At 59.9% G+C, this 16,660-nt stretch carries 10 protein-coding genes and 10 pseudogenes; 10 read left to right on the top strand and 10 right to left on the bottom strand.

All coding sequences use genetic code 11. From position 1 onward, the window contains the following. Positions 1 to 1,798: 1,798 nt before the first annotated feature. Together NCT05_RS32980 and NCT05_RS32975 are read left to right on the top strand one after the other, a co-directional pair. Positions 1,799 to 2,982 (top strand): annotated as a pseudogene (locus NCT05_RS32980) (PDDEXK nuclease domain-containing protein). Positions 2,983 to 3,093: 111 nt separating this feature from the next. Then, the gene (locus NCT05_RS32975; RefSeq protein WP_250504240.1) at positions 3,094 to 3,372 is read left to right on the top strand and encodes an HU family DNA-binding protein; all 279 of its coding nucleotides are present in this window, start codon (positions 3,094 to 3,096) and stop codon (positions 3,370 to 3,372) included. A gap of 286 nt (positions 3,373 to 3,658) precedes the next feature. Here NCT05_RS32975 and NCT05_RS32970 read toward each other — a convergent pair whose 3' ends face one another. Together NCT05_RS32970 and NCT05_RS32965 are read right to left on the bottom strand one after the other, a co-directional pair. Further along, entirely contained in the window at positions 3,659 to 4,087 is a 429-nt protein-coding gene (locus tag NCT05_RS32970) for a DUF3331 domain-containing protein (protein WP_250504239.1), read from the bottom strand. 23 nt (positions 4,088 to 4,110) lie between these two features. Next, positions 4,111 to 5,403 carry an NAD(P)/FAD-dependent oxidoreductase gene (locus NCT05_RS32965; RefSeq protein ID WP_250504238.1) on the bottom strand — a complete coding sequence of 431 codons (1,293 nt, stop codon included), beginning with the start codon at positions 5,401 to 5,403 and terminating at the stop codon, positions 4,111 to 4,113. Between the two features lie 139 nt (positions 5,404 to 5,542). On the opposite strand from NCT05_RS32965, the gene NCT05_RS32960 reads away from it, so the two are divergent. The 6 genes and pseudogenes from NCT05_RS32960 to NCT05_RS32930 all read left to right on the top strand — a co-directional run. After that, positions 5,543 to 6,211 carry a TetR/AcrR family transcriptional regulator gene (locus NCT05_RS32960; RefSeq protein WP_250504237.1) on the top strand — a complete coding sequence of 223 codons (669 nt, stop codon included), beginning with the start codon at positions 5,543 to 5,545 and terminating at the stop codon, positions 6,209 to 6,211. Positions 6,212 to 7,021: 810 nt separating this feature from the next. Beyond that, positions 7,022 to 7,442: pseudogene (locus tag NCT05_RS32955) on the top strand (IS110 family RNA-guided transposase); the annotation flags it as partial. A gap of 141 nt (positions 7,443 to 7,583) precedes the next feature. Then, positions 7,584 to 8,177: pseudogene (locus tag NCT05_RS32945) on the top strand (transposase); the annotation flags it as partial. Positions 8,178 to 8,511: 334 nt separating this feature from the next. Beyond that, positions 8,512 to 9,521 (top strand): annotated as a pseudogene (locus tag NCT05_RS32940) (IS110 family RNA-guided transposase); the annotation flags it as partial. Between the two features lie 17 nt (positions 9,522 to 9,538). Continuing rightward, positions 9,539 to 9,790, top strand: a pseudogene (locus tag NCT05_RS32935) (transposase); the annotation flags it as partial. Positions 9,791 to 9,918: 128 nt separating this feature from the next. Continuing rightward, a pseudogene (locus NCT05_RS32930) lies at positions 9,919 to 10,707 on the top strand (IS701 family transposase); the annotation flags it as partial. 210 nt (positions 10,708 to 10,917) lie between these two features. On the opposite strand, the gene NCT05_RS32925 reads toward NCT05_RS32930, so the two are convergent. From NCT05_RS32925 to NCT05_RS37290, 6 genes and pseudogenes are all read right to left on the bottom strand, one after another. Next, on the bottom strand, positions 10,918 to 11,196 hold the full coding sequence (locus NCT05_RS32925) for a hypothetical protein (protein ID WP_250504236.1): 279 nt from the start codon (positions 11,194 to 11,196) through the stop codon (positions 10,918 to 10,920). A gap of 97 nt (positions 11,197 to 11,293) precedes the next feature. Further along, positions 11,294 to 11,434, bottom strand: a pseudogene (locus NCT05_RS32920) (IS3 family transposase); the annotation flags it as partial. Next, positions 11,431 to 11,669, bottom strand: a pseudogene (locus NCT05_RS37115) (IS110 family transposase); the annotation flags it as partial. The pseudogenes NCT05_RS37115 and NCT05_RS32920, both read right to left, overlap by 4 nt. Before the next feature lie 127 nt (positions 11,670 to 11,796). Next, a complete protein-coding gene (locus NCT05_RS32915; protein WP_502801817.1) occupies positions 11,797 to 11,937 on the bottom strand; it encodes a hypothetical protein in 141 nt (46 codons plus the stop codon). Positions 11,938 to 11,994: 57 nt separating this feature from the next. Continuing rightward, entirely contained in the window at positions 11,995 to 13,182 is a 1,188-nt protein-coding gene (gene bktB / locus NCT05_RS32910; protein ID WP_250504246.1) for a beta-ketothiolase BktB, read from the bottom strand. A gap of 117 nt (positions 13,183 to 13,299) precedes the next feature. Continuing rightward, positions 13,300 to 13,389 (bottom strand): annotated as a pseudogene (locus NCT05_RS37290) (4Fe-4S dicluster domain-containing protein); the annotation flags it as partial. On the opposite strand from NCT05_RS37290, the pseudogene NCT05_RS37110 reads away from it, so the two are divergent. Then, a pseudogene (locus NCT05_RS37110) lies at positions 13,377 to 13,628 on the top strand (aldehyde dehydrogenase family protein); the annotation flags it as partial. The pseudogenes NCT05_RS37290 and NCT05_RS37110 sit on opposite strands and share 13 nt — an antisense overlap. A gap of 42 nt (positions 13,629 to 13,670) precedes the next feature. Here NCT05_RS37110 and gloB read toward each other — a convergent pair. Then, positions 13,671 to 14,435 (bottom strand): hydroxyacylglutathione hydrolase, encoded by a 765-nt coding sequence (gloB, locus tag NCT05_RS32900; RefSeq protein ID WP_250504233.1) that lies wholly within the window; start codon positions 14,433 to 14,435, stop codon positions 13,671 to 13,673. Positions 14,436 to 14,719: 284 nt separating this feature from the next. Between gloB and NCT05_RS32895 the strand changes: the two genes are divergently transcribed. Further along, positions 14,720 to 15,778 (top strand): phosphotransferase family protein, encoded by a 1,059-nt coding sequence (locus NCT05_RS32895; RefSeq protein WP_250504232.1) that lies wholly within the window; start codon positions 14,720 to 14,722, stop codon positions 15,776 to 15,778. Positions 15,779 to 15,827: 49 nt separating this feature from the next. On the opposite strand, the gene NCT05_RS32890 is transcribed toward NCT05_RS32895, so the two are convergent. After that, positions 15,828 to 16,634, bottom strand: coding sequence for an IS5 family transposase (locus NCT05_RS32890; RefSeq protein ID WP_250504231.1), 807 nt, complete (start codon positions 16,632 to 16,634; stop codon positions 15,828 to 15,830). Positions 16,635 to 16,660: the final 26 nt, after the last annotated feature.

Below are 16,660 nucleotides of genomic sequence, written 5' to 3'. Positions count from 1 at the left end.
AAACAGAGCCAATCACACATCAAAAACACGACATCTGTATTTAGCCGGTGGTACGACATTTCAATTTTGCTTTGACAATTCTCGGAAGGCTAGACCGCAAGACGGACGAATTTCTCAGCCCATCCGAAGCTCAATCCCACGACGACTGATTTTTCGTTAGAGCGTTTTAGCGAACAGGTCCTATTTATCAGATCGGCATGTTATTTGACTGTCTACCCTAGGGCCACCTGAGCCAGTCCACGCCGACCATTAAACGCAAACCCTTACTACGACTCATCAGGATTAATACCACCCTAGAAGGCCACCTGAATTTCCTGCGCGCGCGGCACACGCCGCGTCCCGCGCTACAATCGTCGCGGTTCACGTTTCTGGACAACTTGGAATGCCGAAAAATTTTTCAGTAAAAGCGTCCCGGAGACCTAAATTTTCCGTCGCGTTGACCGATTAAGCGTGTACAAGCCGAAGCGCAGGGATGCATGAAACGGAGTCCGGCTAGAAGAGTCGGCGAGGCCGGGCTCACTTGGCGCGCAACGGGGATCTCGGGACTTGTATGAGCAACTGCGCCGCTACGAGGGTAAGGGCGTAGCGGCACGCGTTGAACGTCGCGAAGTGAGCAAGAAAAGCTCGGGTAGCGTGACAGTTATCGAGTCCACTCTTACGTTTTTCGTAGATGATTACAGGTACAACAGCGGCGGCCGCTCACAGAACCTGGGAGCGTCGGAGTTCCGGAAGTTGGCGCGGCATTTTTTGTCCCGCGAAGGAAAAGTCGAGAGGTGGGACCGCTTGCGTCACCTATGGCTGGGTTACGCCCGCGGCGATTTTAATAGCTTGATCTATCCCGCATAGCCGCTGCTGGCAGTTTCACGGCACGGGAAAGCTTTGACCTTCCGTCCACGGGTCAAAAGTGCGTTGATGACGCCGCGCGTTCGTGTTACCGATAGGGCGGCCAGTCGGAAAGGCACTTGGCTTTGGCGACGGATCCGCGAACGCTCGTTTCTACGTAGAAACTTTCAGTCTTGTAGCGCATGCGGGGAATCGAGAGCGCGTTGGCGGCATGCGGAATCTTCCCGCAAGGGCTGCCGGGCGGGCGTCCCCGCAGGGTCAAACGGAAAACTACCGGCTTGGACACGAAAAGTGAAGGGTCGGATTGTTGGGGCTATCCGCCCCTTCGTTTCTGGACATTGATTGATCGGCAACGGATTTTCAGCGCAGAGGCGGTTTTCGTCCCGAGGGGCGAGGCACCTGCGTGTGGTGCAGACGGCCCGCATCGAGGCGTGGGGGAAATTCGTCAATCCTGCTAACACGGGTTATCAGAATTGGATGGGGCTGGCAGAGACGAAACGTGTTCCGGGTCCTGGCAAACGGGATCGTGCGATCGCCGCAGTGTCGCGTTCCCGGATAGGCGAGGTGCCGAGCGTACCGGCTACAACTCGGCGACCGAGGCACCCCATCGACGGCTGCGCTTTTCCCTGATCAGAAATACTCACCGCAATGGTGTGAGCCGCGCCGTAAAACATCGCGGTTGGTGCAGCTGAAATTAAGCGCCCGGCTCCAACCCGGTTTTCGAAGGGCGAACGCGGTCAGGGCGTGGGATGTCGAGGATCGCCCCGCCGGTTTCTCCCGCTGCATCAGATCGTAGCGCGAGCGGGCAGGGCCCCCGCGACACATGCGTGACCGGGCTTGCCAGCGGCGCCGGCGATGCGGTACGGTGCCAGTTTCATTTCGCATTGCAGGCGCTCAATATGCACAGAGAGGGATCCGTTGTCGGTACGGCCATTAGGCATGCGGTGACCGCGTTATGACACAAGACGGCATTGAGCCGATCGCGTACGCCGAACTGCGGCAGGACATCGCGGACGTCGTTGCGGCGACGCGCGCGGCTGCGGCGCGCAGTGTCAACGCGATCATGACTGCGAGCTACTGGGCGATCGGCCGGCGCATTGTCGAATTTGAGCAGGGCGGGGCCGAGCGCGCCACCTACGGCGAGGCGTTGATCCGACGGCTGGGCGCGGATCTTTCGGTGAGGCTCGGACGTGGCTTCGGCGGACGGAACCTTGCGCAGATGCGGGCGTTTTACCTGGCGTGGCCAATTGAGCGGATTGTGCAGACACTGTCTGCACAATCGGCCGATGCTTCAATGGTGCAGACGGTGTCTGCACTTTCTGCAGGGCAATCGGTGTCCAGTCTGGCCGCGCAAAACGGCCCGGGGCTCAGCGCCATCGCACGGGCGTTTGCGCTGCCGTGGTCCGCGTACGTGCGTCTGCTCTCCGTGAAAACTGCCGACGCGCGCACATTCTATGAAACCGAGGCGCTGCGTGAAGGCTGGTCCGTGCGGCAGCTCGACCGGCAGATCGGTAGCCAGCTCTATGAACGGCTCGCGCTGTCGCGAAACAAGGCGGCCCTGCTCAGGAAGGCAGCCGATGCTCAGCTGGGCGGGGAGCTGACGCCCGAGCAGGCGATCCGCGATCCGTTTGTCCTCGAGTTTCTAGATTTTAAGGATGAGTACTCGGAGTCACAGCTCGAGGCCGCGCTGATCCAGCGCCTTACGGACTTCCTGCTCGAACTCGGCGACGACTTTGCGTTTGTCGGCCGGCAGCGGCGTCTGAGGATTGACGACACCTGGTTTCGTGTCGATCTGGTGTTCTTCCACCGCCGCCTGCGATGTCTGGTGATCATCGACCTGAAGGCGGGCAAATTCAGCTATGCCGATGCCGGCCAGATGCATCTCTATCTGAATTACGCGCGCGAGCACTGGGTCAAGCCAGGCGAAAATCCGCCGGTTGGGCTGATCCTGTGTGCTCAAAAAGGTGCGGCCGAGGCGCGCTATGCGCTCGACAACCTGCCGAACAAGATTCTTGCGGCCGAGTACCAGACGGTGCTTCCGATGAGACTCTGATCGCCGCCGAGATCGAGCGGACCCGCGCCGAGCTCGAACACCGTCGGTCGGCCACCGGTCGCGGGACCGCCTCAACGGCAGACTGATACGACTGGCCCGGCGGTACCGCGGTAGCGCGCGACTGCTCCCCGGTTGCGTGAAAACGCTGCGATCGGGTAGGGTGGTGACGTCAACCCACTTGAGGAAAGGAATAAACGATGACGAAGCATGAACTGATCGATGCTATTGCGACCAAGACGGGCGAAAGCAAGGCTGCAACGGGCGAGACGATCGACGCGTTCATGACGGCGATTACCGCGGAAGTGACGAAGGGCGGCACGGTGCAACTGATCGGCTCCGGCTCGTTTTCGACCGGGGCCCGCGCCGCGCGCGTAGGCCGAAATCCGGCCACCGGCGAAGAAATACAGATTGCAGCGGCAAAAACGGTGAAGTTCACCGCTGGTAAGGCGTTCAAGGATGCAGTGAACGGCCGTTAACCGGAGGTGCATTGCGCTCGCGGGCAGGGTTTCCACGGTTTCAGCCGGTCCGCACTCGTCAACTCTGTTTGTCGTAGACCATGGAATCTGCTAGCAGCCGATACACCTGGTCGACGTTTTGAGAGGTTTTGAGCCGCTCATACTGCCGCGTCCCTGCGGCACTCGATAAGCGACACGTTTCTTTATTTTATGAACGCGATTAAGCCTACCGCTTGAGATGCGAAGCGTTAATGTGTACAGCGTGATCGCAAGAATGCCTTTCCCGGTCTGTGAACTTTTTCGTTGGTCACCTGGCTGAACCAGATGCCGTTTCTTCGGAGGGCAAGCGTATTTCCAACGCCGTCGCAAGCATCATCGCATTGGCGTTCATTGGAGGACGAGCGGTCTTGCAGGGGCGATAGATTGCCTCTCCCTTAGCAATGAGCTGGCCGGTGAGCACGCAGAGGCCGGCGCGTTTTGCCGACGCAACGCGCCACAACTGCTCGCCATATTTGCAACCTTGTGGATCGCTCCATGAGACAGTTACCGTTCGTGGGCTGATCCGTTCGAGAAGGGCAAGCGAGACGGCCCCCTGGCGATTCGCCACACGACTCGTCGTCTGCGAACTCATAAATTCCCAGACCTGTGCTGCGAGTTGATGCGCGCATCGGGCGTCGAGCTGGTCGACGGCGCTTTGCCATGCCACGCTGCTGCTGTCATGGTGATCCACGTTCATACCCTCTGAAGGATGCTCCGCGGTCAGGCCAACCGTATGCTTGGCTGCACGAGCCCGTTGATCCGCTCGGCGGTCCACAGGAGCGTCGCCTTGCCGAATCCGTGCAATGCCTGTTGATGTTGCCGGTACAGCATCGCGTGGCTAAGCTGCGCAAAGCGTCCCTTGATGAATCCGCCGCGAAAGAAGCCAAACTGGCCGAGCGTGCCAAACGCGTTGTAATCACTGAGCGAGACGAGCGCGCCGAAATCGTGAAAGGCGAAGTCGGGCAGTCTGCCTGTGGTGAGCCAGTCGGGCAGGTGACGAGCGAGGAAGCGCGCCTGTTGTGTAGCGACCTGGGCCGTGGGTGCGAGCGGGCGCTCAGCACCTGTGAGTGTCAGTGTCGAACAGTCGCCGAGAGCGAACATGTGATCGTCGTCGAGCGTCTGCAACGTTGCCCGAATGCTGATCTGATTCGAGCGGTTAGAGGCGATTCCGCCCAGCTTGCCCAGAAATTCAGGCGCCTTTACGCCGGCCGCCCACACCATGAGGTCGGCAGGCTGCTTGCTGCCGTCGCCAAGCGTGAATCCATCGGGCCCGGCAGCAGTGACGCGTGTGCCTGTGCGCACATTGAAGCCGATGCGCCGCAACTGCGCCTCGCTCGACTCCGACACTGCGGCAGGAAATGCCGCAAGTATGCGCGGAGCGCTTTCGTACAAGGTCAGACTGAGCCGCGAGCGGATGTCCGGATCTCCATAGCTCCCCGCCACTTCGAGCAGGCGACTCAATTCCGCGGCCAGCTCGACCCCCGTCGCTCCCGCTCCGACGATCGACACGCGCAACGGGCTATTCGATACGACACTCTTGAAGATACGGATACGTAGCGCTTCGTTGAACGCTTCGGCCTGCGCCTGGCTGTCGATGAAATGACAATGCTCCGGCACGCCCGGCGTGCCGAAATCGTTCGCGCGGCTGCCGAGCGCGAGAACCAGCACATCGTATTCGACGGTACGGGAGCCGATCACGACCTCACTCGACGGCGCCCTGAGTTCGGCTAGCCTGACCACGCGCGCATCTCGGTCGAGGCCTTCCATTTCGCCAGGCTGATAGTCGAAGCCGTGTTCCCGCGCATGGGCGAGATAGATCACCTGCTGTTGTTGCACGTCGCGTGTGCCTGCGGCGATAGTGTGCAGCATCGGCTTCCAGATGTGCGTGGCGCTCTTGTCGATCAGCGTGACTTGCGCCCGGCCACTGCGGCCGAGCGTATCGCCTAGCTTTGTCGCGAGCATAAGTCCGGCAATACCGCCCCCAACAATGACTATTCGTTTGCTTCGCCTCATGAAAATAATTCTACAAGTGATGAATTATTGTGATACTACGTTTTCCACGAATCAATGTCAAACAACGCGTTGCAGTGATACGCAGAGCTATTGAGGTTAGAATTTCGCACTTCCCCAGGACCACGCTCACCCGCAATCGATGAAAATGTCGAAAGACCACGCCGAGCCAGCCGTGACTGTCACACCGCGGCGTGCGCGCGGGCGTCCTGCCAGCAACGACACGGGCGCTGCGGATTCGCTCTTGCGCAATGCGCGCATAGCCTTTGCGAGGAGCGGCTATGAAGCGACCAGCGTGCGCGAGATCGCCAAGGCATCAGCGGTAGACCCGGCGCTGATCGCGCATCATTTCGGGTCGAAAGAGTCTCTGTGGTTGGCCGTGGTGGAACGGATCGCCGACGAGGCCGCACCGATGATCGAGAAGACGGGTACGTTGCGCAATGACACGGGGTTGACCACGCGGCAGCGCGTCGAGGCGGCCGTGTCAATCCTGATCGATCAGGTGTTTTCGACGCCTGACGTAGGCATGTTCTTTTCGACTGCGGCGACAGAGAGCGGCGCGCGCCTCGACGTTCTGATCGAGCATCTTGTGCGGCCTTATCACGACGTTCTCGTGCCGCTTCTCGCCGAGGCGATCGACGAAGGTGCGGTGCCGCCGCAAGACCCGCAGATCATGTTCATGCTGCTGGTAAATGGGATAAGCAAGACTGTTTCCTATGGGCACGTCCTAAGCCCGTTTTCAGCATTGCCCAGGCGGAACAAGGCATTCAAGCACGCGGTGCTCGCGAGCGCGCTCGCGATGCTCGGCTGACCTGAAAGGTTCGCAGACCGACAGCAGAAGGAACATCTTGGAGCGCTACCAGGGGCGCCGGACCGCATCACCGTGCATGACTTATCGAGCATAGAGCAAATTCATGCGTTGCTATGGGTACGGATGAGTTCGCCCGCGGACGAAGCGGCCTTCCTTCTGGCGCTGTTCGAGTAGACTGTGACGTCCAAGGCTAATGGTGGCGCCTCCGGAGATTCTTAATCTCAGCCTCGCGAAGCGTAGGGCGCAATAAACGTGTCATCCATTGAAAGGCCAAGATCAAGAGAAACAGTCTCCCCCCAGGTCTTACTCTGTTTAGCTGAAGCAATTCAACCCACCCGCACGACGTCGACGCGCATGAGCAATGCATCCGGTTTTTCGCTCATCTGGTTGCAGAACTGGTGTACGCCAGTCATCCATCGGGATCAAGGCGAGGGCCGGTGTTTTGGCTTCCGCCCGTGGCTCATAGGAGCCCCAGAAAACCATCGGTACCAGACCTGTGTCAAAGGGGGTATTCACCAATGATCGGATTGCTGCGTGAGCAGTGCCAGGCTCATTTCGGCTCGTGGTCTGGGGATCCCAGCGGTCGCTGATTTTGGGGGGCGGCGGGAGCGCGTGGCCAATCACTAGACATCATGTATGGACCTGCCGCACCTCAAGGTTACGCGGATTAAGCTTGAGGTGGGCTACACCGCGGCTCAGAGCCGCATTGAGGGGGCAGGTCATGAACGAGTTTAGATCCTATGAGCAAGGGGGCGTCGACGATCTGATACGTAAAATCAGCGTGTCGAGTCCTGTTCAAAGGAGAGCATCATGCGCACGGATCAGACGTTCACGACGGGTGGCGAAGAACTGGTGCTGGCGGTGTCGCTCGAACTGGCGGCGGCGAAATGGAAGGTCGCGCTACACGACGGCCGGCCAGGACGCGTTCTGGATTTATCGCGCGCTGCAGGCGCGACACGTCGAGTGCTACGTCGTTGATCCGGCCAGCATTCCGGTCGAGCGCCATAAGCGGCGCGCAAAGACCGATCGGCTCGATGTCATCAAACTGGTGATCAACCTTCGTGCATGGCTGCGCGGTGAGCGCGACCGAATGCACGTAGTTCACGTGCCGTCGGCCCAGGACGAGGCGTCGCGGCAGTCGATGCGCGATCGAGGAGAACTGCAGAAGGAAGTGCTGCAGCATCGCGACCGGATGCGCAAACTGTTGGTCACACTGGGCTGCTGGGATGAGGCCTCGTAGCTAACGACGATTCGGACGTCCTCCGGCAATGACCACTTCTGTTTGTGTGCCTCGATCAGATCCAATACCGCCTGAAGGCGCGCGGCGGCTTGCGACTGTGCGACCGTATGCACGGCAGGCTGCTCGCGCCAGGTCGATGACAAGGCTTTCGCCGATCGCCTCGCACGGGACGAGGTGCGGTGCCACGACGGCACTCCGCTACCGCCTGAATTGCGCGAGCGGTTGCTGCGCGAGTGCGAACGGCTGGCGCTCGCGCGGCGGCAACTGGCGGTGCTGGAGAAGACGCGGCAAGCGAGCGTACCGGCGTCCGCGCGCAAGCGCAGCGATGACCTCGCGCGTCTCAAGGAAATTGGCGAAGTGGGCGCGTCGCGCCTCGCGCTGGAGTTGTTCTGGAGGGACTTCCACAACCGGCGCGAGGTGGGGGCCTGCGTCGGGCTGGTGCCACAGCCCTACGACAGCGGCGAGAGCCAGGTCGACCAGGGAATCAGCAAACAAGGCAACCGGCGGGTGCGCGCGTTACTGGTTGAATTGGCGTGGTTCTGGCTGCGCTACCAGCCCGACAGCGCACTCACGCAGTGGTTCAACCAGCGCACACAGGGCACGGGACCGAACCGCCGGGCGCGACGGATTGCGATCGTCGCGGTCGCACGGCGCCTCGCGATTGCGCTGTGGCGCTATCTGAAGGACGGCGTGATACCCAAGGGCGCACAGCTAAAGACTACATGAGCCCTTCAGGTTTGACAGGAAGAATGGTTAGGTTTAGCTAGGCAGTAAATAGCACACGCCGCACAGACACCCCGATTTGAAGTGAACATGCCCGTGTACTTGCTGGGTTGCGCACGCAACCGATTCTTTAGATGGGGCATGTTCCTGGTGATGGTTTCCAGCGTAACGCGCATCAGGATAAGGCTGGCCAGGACGCGCCAGCGGATAGAAGGCGGTAAGACGTTGGAGTCTTACGTGCGCGATGAACGGCTTCAAAACAAAACGCAGGTGAACGGCGCGAACTAACGGATCGCGAAAAACGCCTTGACAACTAGAAGCTCATAGAAGCAAGTATGTGGGGCTGGACGTCCATCAGGAATCGATTGCTGTGGCGGTCGCCGACACGGCTGGCGACGTGCGGTATATGGGCGAGATCGCGAAGACGCCCGAGGCCATCGCGAAACTGGTGGCACAGATCAAGCGCGGCAGGGGACGGCTGGCATTCTGCTACGAAGCCGGCCCTTGCGGCTATATAATTTGCCGACAGCTGCGCGAGTTAAAGCAGGACTGCCAAGTCGTCGCGCCCTCGCTGATTCCGAAGAAGCCAGGCGAACGCGTGAAGACTGACCGACGCGATGCCCTAAGCCTGGCGCGCCTGCATCGCGCCGGCGAGTTGAGTCCCGTGTGGATTCCGGATGAGGCACAGGAGGCGCTGCGCGATCTGACCCGTGCGCGTGAAGACATGAAGCATTTGCAACGCCAAGCCAAGCAACGGCCGTTGTCGTTTCTGTCTCGCATGGCTAACGCTACGCGGGTCGCTCCCGGTGGACCCAACCGCACTGGCGTTGGCTGGAAGGCATTAAGTTTGCCCGACCGGAGCAACAGATCGTGCTGCAGGAATATATCGACACCGTGCAAGCGTGTGGCCGGCACGTAACAAGCCTTGACCGCGAAGTCGAAACGGCTGCATATGCCAGCCCGGCTGGGTCGGTGATCGAGGCGTTGATGGCGCTGCGTGGCATCAGTCTGCTCGCCGCGGTGACCGTAGTCGCGGAGCTCGGTGATCTCACACGGTTCGCCGATGCGCCCCAACTGATGGCGTATCTGGGGATAGTGCCTAGCGCACATTCCAGCGGCAAGCGCGAGCGCCGCGGTGGCATCACCAAGACCGGCAACAGCCATGTCCGCCGAGTACTCGTCGAAGCAGCGTGGACTTATCGTCATGCTGCACGAAAGACCGCGATCCTTCAGCGGCGCGCAGAGCGTACGGCCCCCGAAATCCAGGAGATCGCCTGGTCGGCGCAAAAGCGACTGTGTCAGCGCTTTCGAACCTTGGTAGCACATGGCAAGCTCAAGAACCAAGTCCCCCGGCGTCATAGTAGTTGTCGCCTCTGAACTTTCTTATCAAGAAGAGTCAGAGGTACAAGTTGAAGGCGAAACAAACGTATTCTGTTGAGTTCAAAGAGCAGGCACTGTCGAAGGTCCTGCAGCGCGGTGACCGAACAGTTGGAGCGGTGGCCGACGAATTAAATGTGAACGTACTGACATTGAGGAAATGGATGAGAGGGGCCGCCGCCGCGAACCGGAGCTCGAGCTCCGGACACGCAAGACGTCCGGAAGACTGGTCGCTGGAAGAACGGCTGAAGGCCTTGCAGGAGAGCCACGGGTTGGTCGACGAAGCGTTGAACGGCTGGTGTCGCGAGCGCGGCCTGTTCCCCCATCATCTCGCGCAGTGGCGAGCGGGTTTTTGCAGCGTCGGTGCCAGTACAGTGGTACAGCAGGTCGTATCGAGAATAGCCAGATCGGTGTGTTTCTCTGTTATGCGGGCAATGGAGCGAGCGCATTTATTGACCGCGAGCTGTATATGCCTCAGTCATGGATCGACGATCGTCTTCGCTGCAAGGTTGCGGGCGTCCCAGAGACGGTGGGATTTGCAACCAAGCCGCAGCTCGCGCGCCAAATGCTTGAACGGGCGCTCGACGCGGGAGTACCCTGCGGCTGGGTAACCGGCGATGAGGTGTATGGCGGTGATCGTCCTTTGCGGCAGTGGCTTGAGTCGCGCACGCAGCCATTCGTGCTGGCGGTGAAGAAGAACGAACCACTGTGGTGGCAAGGCCCGACTACTATGCGCGCCGACAAGATTGCACAAGCCTTGCCACCGCAGGCTTGGCGCCGTCTCTCGGCCGGAATCGGCGCAAAAGGCGCGCGTCTGTATGACTGGGCACTTACGCCGTTGTGGCGCCTGCAGTTGAGCGCCGAGGAGCGTCGCTTTGGTCATTATTTGCTGGTACGCCGCAGTCTTGACGAGAATCGCGAGCACGCGTATTTCGTCGTCTACGCGCCCCGCAGCAAGGTCACCCGTCAGACTCTCGTCAACGTCGCTGGCAGGCGATGGGAGATCGAAGTCGGCTTTGAAGCCGCCAAGGGTGCGTGCGGCCTCGACCAATATGAGGTGCGTCGCTGGCAGGGCTGGTACCGCCACGTCACTATGGCGTTGCTGGCGCACGCGGTACTTGCTGGCCTGAGAGCGCAGGCCAAAAAAAACGGCTGAAGGTTCATTGCCATTCAGCATCCAGGAGATCCGCCGATTATTGTGTCGCCTGATATGGCGAACGCTGCACTCCGTCGAGCATGTGATGTCGTGGTCAATATGGCGGCGCCGACATCAGTACCGAGCCCAGCAGTGTCATTATCGACGACGCGGCGGTGTGCTCCCGGCGCATCTACGGCTGTAGTACTACTAAGTCGAGATTTGTCGCCCTTAAAGTTTCGGCGAGCCAATTCGTCGCCTTGGAAACGCCTTTCGACTCGTTTCGTCACCGACCCTGAGATCGCACCGTTTAGCTGCACGAATCGCATCGTCAAAGCTTTTTTCCGTGGCGATATGACGGTGATCAACGCTCACCAGCCAACTACCGTCAGCGCAGCACCAGCGAATACGACGCTCTTCAACGAGACTGGCAAGCCATCGCCAGATGTCCGCGTCCTCGGCATTGGCAGCATTTGCGGCCTTTTGCCGTATGTGTTGGGAGAAGTCCAATTGGTGGCTCCTGCAGCAAAAATAATCAGTGGATCGTGCTCGTCGGCCGGTAACGAACTCTGAGTTCCCTTTGTTTTTCGCCTTCCAGAGGCCCGGGTTATGCAGCCGTTTCCTTTGTCTGTTGAGCTTTGTGCCAGTCCTGTAAGAACTGAGTCGGGGATACGAGTCCGAGCGACGAATGACGACGACTGCGGCTATCAAACACTTCGATGTATTCGAACAAATCGGCAACGGCTTCAGAGGGCGCTCACGGATTTCCTGGGGGCGCTCACGAGCAAGGCCCGTAACTGGTTGATAGCCTGCGTCTTGGCCTTTACCGCGCTGCGCCTGGCAATGCAGACCGCTCGAATCGCCTCGGCGGCACCGGACTGCTCCTTTGGAATAGCCATAGCTCTCTCCGAGAGGACCGCACATACAGCGTTCTCAGCATCGGTGGGATCGGACTTCCCTCTTGAGCGCCGCATCGCGCGATCTATATCTGGACCGACGAGGTTGGCTGTATCTGGCTGTCACGTTTGACCTGTTCAATCGGGACGCCGACGGTAGTCAGTGGAGGTTAATACGTCCAAGCACCTCCGAGGGCATTGCCGGTCGAGTTTTTCATTTGCGACCAGCGGATCGAGGCTGAACGTCAGAGTCGCCATTCCCTTCCTCAAGGCTCCAGATGTCAATCATCTCGACGTTTAATCCGGACACCGAGGCGACCTGAGCCGTGCCGCTGCCCATGGTGCCCGCTGCGATGATCCCTACCGTTTCAGTTGCGATATTTCTTCTCTTGCGTGAGGTCTCGTATCCCCGTCATTGGAATCTCTCAAAAATGCCCGCTATACCTTGCCCACCTCCAATGCACATTGTCACGAGGGCATAGCGGCCGTCGATTCGCTTCAATTCATGAAGCGCCTTGACCGTAATGAGCGCGCCGGTCGCACCAATCGGGTGGCCAAGGGAGATACCCGATCCGTTCGGATTGACTTTGCGCGAGTCGAGCTGCAATTCCTGCTGCACTGCACACGTCTGCGCAGCAAACGCCTCGTTCGCTTCGATAACGTCAAGATCGCCGATCTTCAGGCCGGCGCGCTCTAGCGCGATGCGAGTGGCGGGTACGGGGCCAATGCCCATGTAGCGCGGATCGACACCGGCATGCGCGTATGAAACCAGCCGCGCCATCGGCTGGAGTCCCCGTGCTTCGGCTGACTTGCGTTCCATCAGCAGCACCGCTGCCGCCGCATCGTTGATTCCCGAAGCGTTGCCGGCCGTCACTGTCCCGTTGTCTTGCTGGAAGACCGGGCGCATCTCGCTGAGATCCGCTGGACTGAGGTCCTGACGCACGTGCTCGTCGGTATCGAACACGACTTCCCGGCCTTTCACGCGTCGCGTTAGCGCAATGATCTGGTCCTTGAAGCGTCCCTCGGCGATCGCACGTGTTGCCCGATGATGCGATTCGAGCGCTAGCGCGTCCTGCTCCTGGCGCGAGACCCCATATTTCTGCGCGACGTTTTCTGCGGTGACTCCCATTGGAATCGCATGGAACGGGTCGTTCAGTGCGCCAAGCATCATGTCGACCAGACGCGCATCGCCCATGCGGGCTCCGAAGCGAGTTTCCGACGTCATGTATGGAGCCCGGCTCATATTCTCTGCGCCGCCGCCAATCGCAACCTCTGCATCGCCTAGCAAAATCGATTGCGCCGCGGAGATGACTGCCTGCAGCCCTGATCCGCACAACCTGTTCACGGTAAAGGCTGGCGTCGCCTCGGAGATGCCGCCATCGAGAGCGGCGACGCGCGCCAGATAGAAGTCTTTCGGCTCGGTTGCGATGACGTTCCCGAATACGACATGACCAACCTCATCGCCTGCCACGCGCGCGCGTGCCAACACTTCGCGCACGACAACCGAGCCTAGCTCGGTCGGCGAGAAGTCCTTCAGACTACCGCCGAATTTACCAATGGCTGTTCGCACACCGGCGACCACAACGACTTCTCTCTGCATGGGTTGCTCCCTAAATTGCTTGCTACGCCCTTCTTGAATCGACAGATTCTCGGCCGACCAAGTTGAAAAGATCGGGCTGCCGCCGTCTTCTGGCATGGCCCCTATGATGTTTTGCGGCGGGACCTCAATATCGCAGGTCTTGCAGTGCGCGCAGTTCTGCGCGTTGATGGGGGGACGCCGCGATTGTCTGAACCAACGACAACGCATGCGGGCTTTCGTCAGCGGTGTTCAGCCGCGATACGGCACGTGGGTGGCGTGTCGCGCAGCACATTGAATCGGGCATGTGCCACGGCAATGGCCCGACCGTGCGCGATGAAGCGCAAATGCCATCTGGGGGCGTGAAGGAAAGCGGCTTCGGGCGCTTCGGCGGCAACGCTGGCATTGCCGAATTCACCGAGCTGCGCTGGATCACCATGCAGACCGCGCCCCGTCACTATCCGTTCTGAAGGGCGTTGGGTAGCGGTAGTCGTCCATCACATCAAAACCGACTAAAAGACGTTCTTCCATTCCCGTAGCGCTCCAAAAACCTCTGCGTCGCTATTCAGTTTGTGGCCGCGAAACCTTTCAGCTGCGGCCACAACTTCAGTCGCGCTCACGCGAAGGAACGGGTTGGTCTCCAGTTCGAGTGAAATGGTACTTGGCAGCGTAGGTCGCGCCGCCGCGCGTAATTCATTCGCGGCCTGAATCCGGCTCTTGAGGACATCGTTGCCAGGCTCGACGGCCACGGCGAAACGCAGATTGGAAACAGTATATTCATGCGCGCAATACACTTTCGTGGCGGGTGGCAGCGCGGCGAGGCGGCACAACGAATTCCACATTTGAGGCGCAGTGCCTTCGAAAATGCGCCCGCATCCACCCGCGAAAAGTGTGTCGCCGCAGAACAGCACGCCGTCGCCGCTATAGGCAATATGGCCGAGTGTGTGTCCTCCCACGTCCAGTACCGCCAACTTCATATCGACAGCGTCCAGGTCGACGCGATCGCCATGCGTGACAGGATGATCGACGACGCTGATCGATTCCACGGCTGGACCGTACACCGGTACCGGCCACGTCTCCAGCAGTTCCGCGATTCCACCTACGTGGTCGGGGTGACGGTGCGTCGCGAGTATCGCCGTCAATGTCAGGCCCCGGCGCCTGAGCGCTTCTTTCACGGGAGCGGCATCGCCGGGATCGACGACCACCGCGGATGTCCCTTTACAGATCAGCCAGATGTAATTGTCCTGAAACGCAGGGACGGGGAAAATGTCTCTCATGGCAGTACTCGCGCGTCCTGTTCGAAGAAGTCGGTCGCCGATGGCGAAGCGCTCAGTGTTGCATAGCGCCGCGCCTTGAATTATCCGCACGCGAATACACGATGTTCCGGAGCAGCAATCCATGTCGAGAGTCGACACCGCCTCGCGCCCGACTGTTTCGACAGCGACGCCAAAGACAAGGGCTTGCGCGTCTGCGGACAAGCGGCAGCGATCGCACGCAGTAGATTGCGATGCGGGCAGTCAGGGCTTGATTTGCCCAATACCTGATGGGAGAGACGACGCTGATGGATACGGTGATCAATAGCCGTTCGCTGGTCGACGTGGATGTGCTGGCGCGCTGGATGGACGAACATGTCGCGCTGGCAAATGGACCGATAACGGAGATCGAGCCGTTGAGCGGCGGCACACAGAACATCTTGTTGAAATTCTGCCGTGGTGCAGACTCTTTCGTGTTGCGTCGGCCTGCCGTGCACGCGCGCCCGCAGGCGCAGGAAACGATCCAACGCGAAGCGACGATATTGCGCGCATTGGGCTCGACCGACGTGCCTCACCCGCGCTTTCTTGGCGCCTGCTTCGACCCAACGGTGCTCGGGACCAGTTTTCTCCTGACTGAAGCCGTGGAGGGTTTCAACGCATCAATCGCGCTGCCGGGCAGATTCGGCACCGAACCTGAATTGCGCAAGGCGTTGGGGCTGGCGCTGGTCGATGGCATCGTGGCGCTGGGCAAGGTCGACCATATAGCCGTAGGTCTCGCCGGCTTTGGAAAGCTTGATGGCTTTATCGAAAGGCAGGTGCCGCGTTGGGCGAAACAACTCGAGAGCTATTCGCAATTCCCGGAGTGGGAAGGACCCGCGGCGCTCGAAGGGGTTGAGGAGCTGGGTAACTGGCTCTCCGGGCATTGTCCACAAAGCTGGGAACGCGGCGTGATGCACGGTGACTACCATATTGCCAACGTGTTGTTCCAGAACGACCAGCCGAAGGTAGCGGCGATACTCGATTGGGAACTGGCGACGCTTGGTGATCCGCTGCTCGACGTTGGCCGATTACTGGCTGCGTGGCCGGACAGCAACGGAGACGGGCCGCTTAGCCTGAAGGTCGCGCCCTGGGAGGGCTTTCCGCACCGCGATGAACTCATCGAGCACTACGCTCTGGGCAGCGGACGGGATTTGTCGCATCTTCTGTGGTTCGAGGTACTCGCCTGCTACAAGCTGGGCATCATTCTCGAGGGCACGAAGGCTCGCGCCGACGCCGGACTGGCCGACCCTGCAACCGGTGACCGGTTGCATCGCTCCGCCATTGCATTGATACGACGCGCCCTCGGTTGGCTGCATGCGCGTGGATAACAGCATGCAGAACGCCGGTGAAAAAGCGCTTTCGCGTTGCTAGAGCGTGTTAGGAACTCGGCACTATTGGCGCTGCGTGAACCAGCATGAGCATTGCGAAGACTACGAAATGAAGGCCAGCGAGAGTTTCGGGCAATCGCTCGTAGTCACGCGCAAGTCTTCGAAAGCGGTTAAGCCAGCCAAAGCTGCGCTCCACTACCCATCGTCTGGGTAAGAGTACGAAACCCTTTTTCGCCTCGCTTAATTTGATGACCTGCAGTTCGATGCCTTCGGCCTGCGCCACCTGGGCGGGCTCCTGGCCAGTGTACCCTTGGTCGGCAAACGCCAGCTTTACGGTGTGCCCCGCCGCCTGCTGGACCTGCCTGGCGAGCTCGACAACCTGGGCCCGTTCCTGTTCACTGGCCGGAGTCACATATACCGCAAACAACTGACCCAGGGTATCAACCGCCATGTGTATCTTGCTGCCGCGCTTACGTTTATAGCCGTCATAGCCCGCGCTAGCGCCGCTCTCGCAAGTTGACTGCAGGGTGCGCCCATCTAAGATGACCGCACTGGGCTTGCCTTGCCGACCCAGCGCAACACGCACTATCGAACGCATGTCGCTGACCATCGCCTCAAAGCAGCCGGCCTGCAGCCATCGATGTGTCTGCTGGTACACCAGCTCCCACGGAGGGAAATTCGTCGGCAACATGCGCCACGCGGCCCCGGCCCTCACGAGCCAGCGTAGCGCATTGAACATTTCCCGCAACTCGTACTTGCGCTGTGGCGCGTTGCTGCCCATCAGCGTCAGATAAGGAACCACGAAACTCCACTCGTCGTCGGATACGTCAGTCGGATAGGCTCTTCGCGTTGCCATCGTCTTTGTTGTTAATTTTGATATCC

Source organism: Caballeronia sp. AZ7_KS35 (assembly GCF_023631045.1).
Classification (GTDB): Bacteria; Pseudomonadota; Gammaproteobacteria; order Burkholderiales; family Burkholderiaceae; genus Caballeronia; species Caballeronia zhejiangensis.
Note: the sequence above shows the minus strand (reverse complement) of the source record. Positions and strands in the feature narration are given on the sequence as shown.

What these genes read in the sequence shown, in the direction of transcription:
- NCT05_RS32975 (WP_250504240.1), top strand. Translation starts at nt 3,094, where the DNA reads ATGACGAAGCATGAACTGATCGATGCTATTGCGACCAAGACGGGCGAA.
- NCT05_RS32970 (WP_250504239.1), bottom strand. Translation starts at nt 4,087, where the DNA reads ATGAACGTGGATCACCATGACAGCAGCAGCGTGGCATGGCAAAGCGCC.
- NCT05_RS32965 (WP_250504238.1), bottom strand. Translation starts at nt 5,403, where the DNA reads ATGAGGCGAAGCAAACGAATAGTCATTGTTGGGGGCGGTATTGCCGGA.
- NCT05_RS32960 (WP_250504237.1), top strand. Translation starts at nt 5,543, where the DNA reads ATGAAAATGTCGAAAGACCACGCCGAGCCAGCCGTGACTGTCACACCG.
- bktB (WP_250504246.1), bottom strand. Translation starts at nt 13,182, where the DNA reads ATGCAGAGAGAAGTCGTTGTGGTCGCCGGTGTGCGAACAGCCATTGGT.
- gloB (WP_250504233.1), bottom strand. Translation starts at nt 14,435, where the DNA reads ATGAGAGACATTTTCCCCGTCCCTGCGTTTCAGGACAATTACATCTGG.
- NCT05_RS32895 (WP_250504232.1), top strand. Translation starts at nt 14,720, where the DNA reads ATGGATACGGTGATCAATAGCCGTTCGCTGGTCGACGTGGATGTGCTG.
- NCT05_RS32890 (WP_250504231.1), bottom strand. Translation starts at nt 16,634, where the DNA reads ATGGCAACGCGAAGAGCCTATCCGACTGACGTATCCGACGACGAGTGG.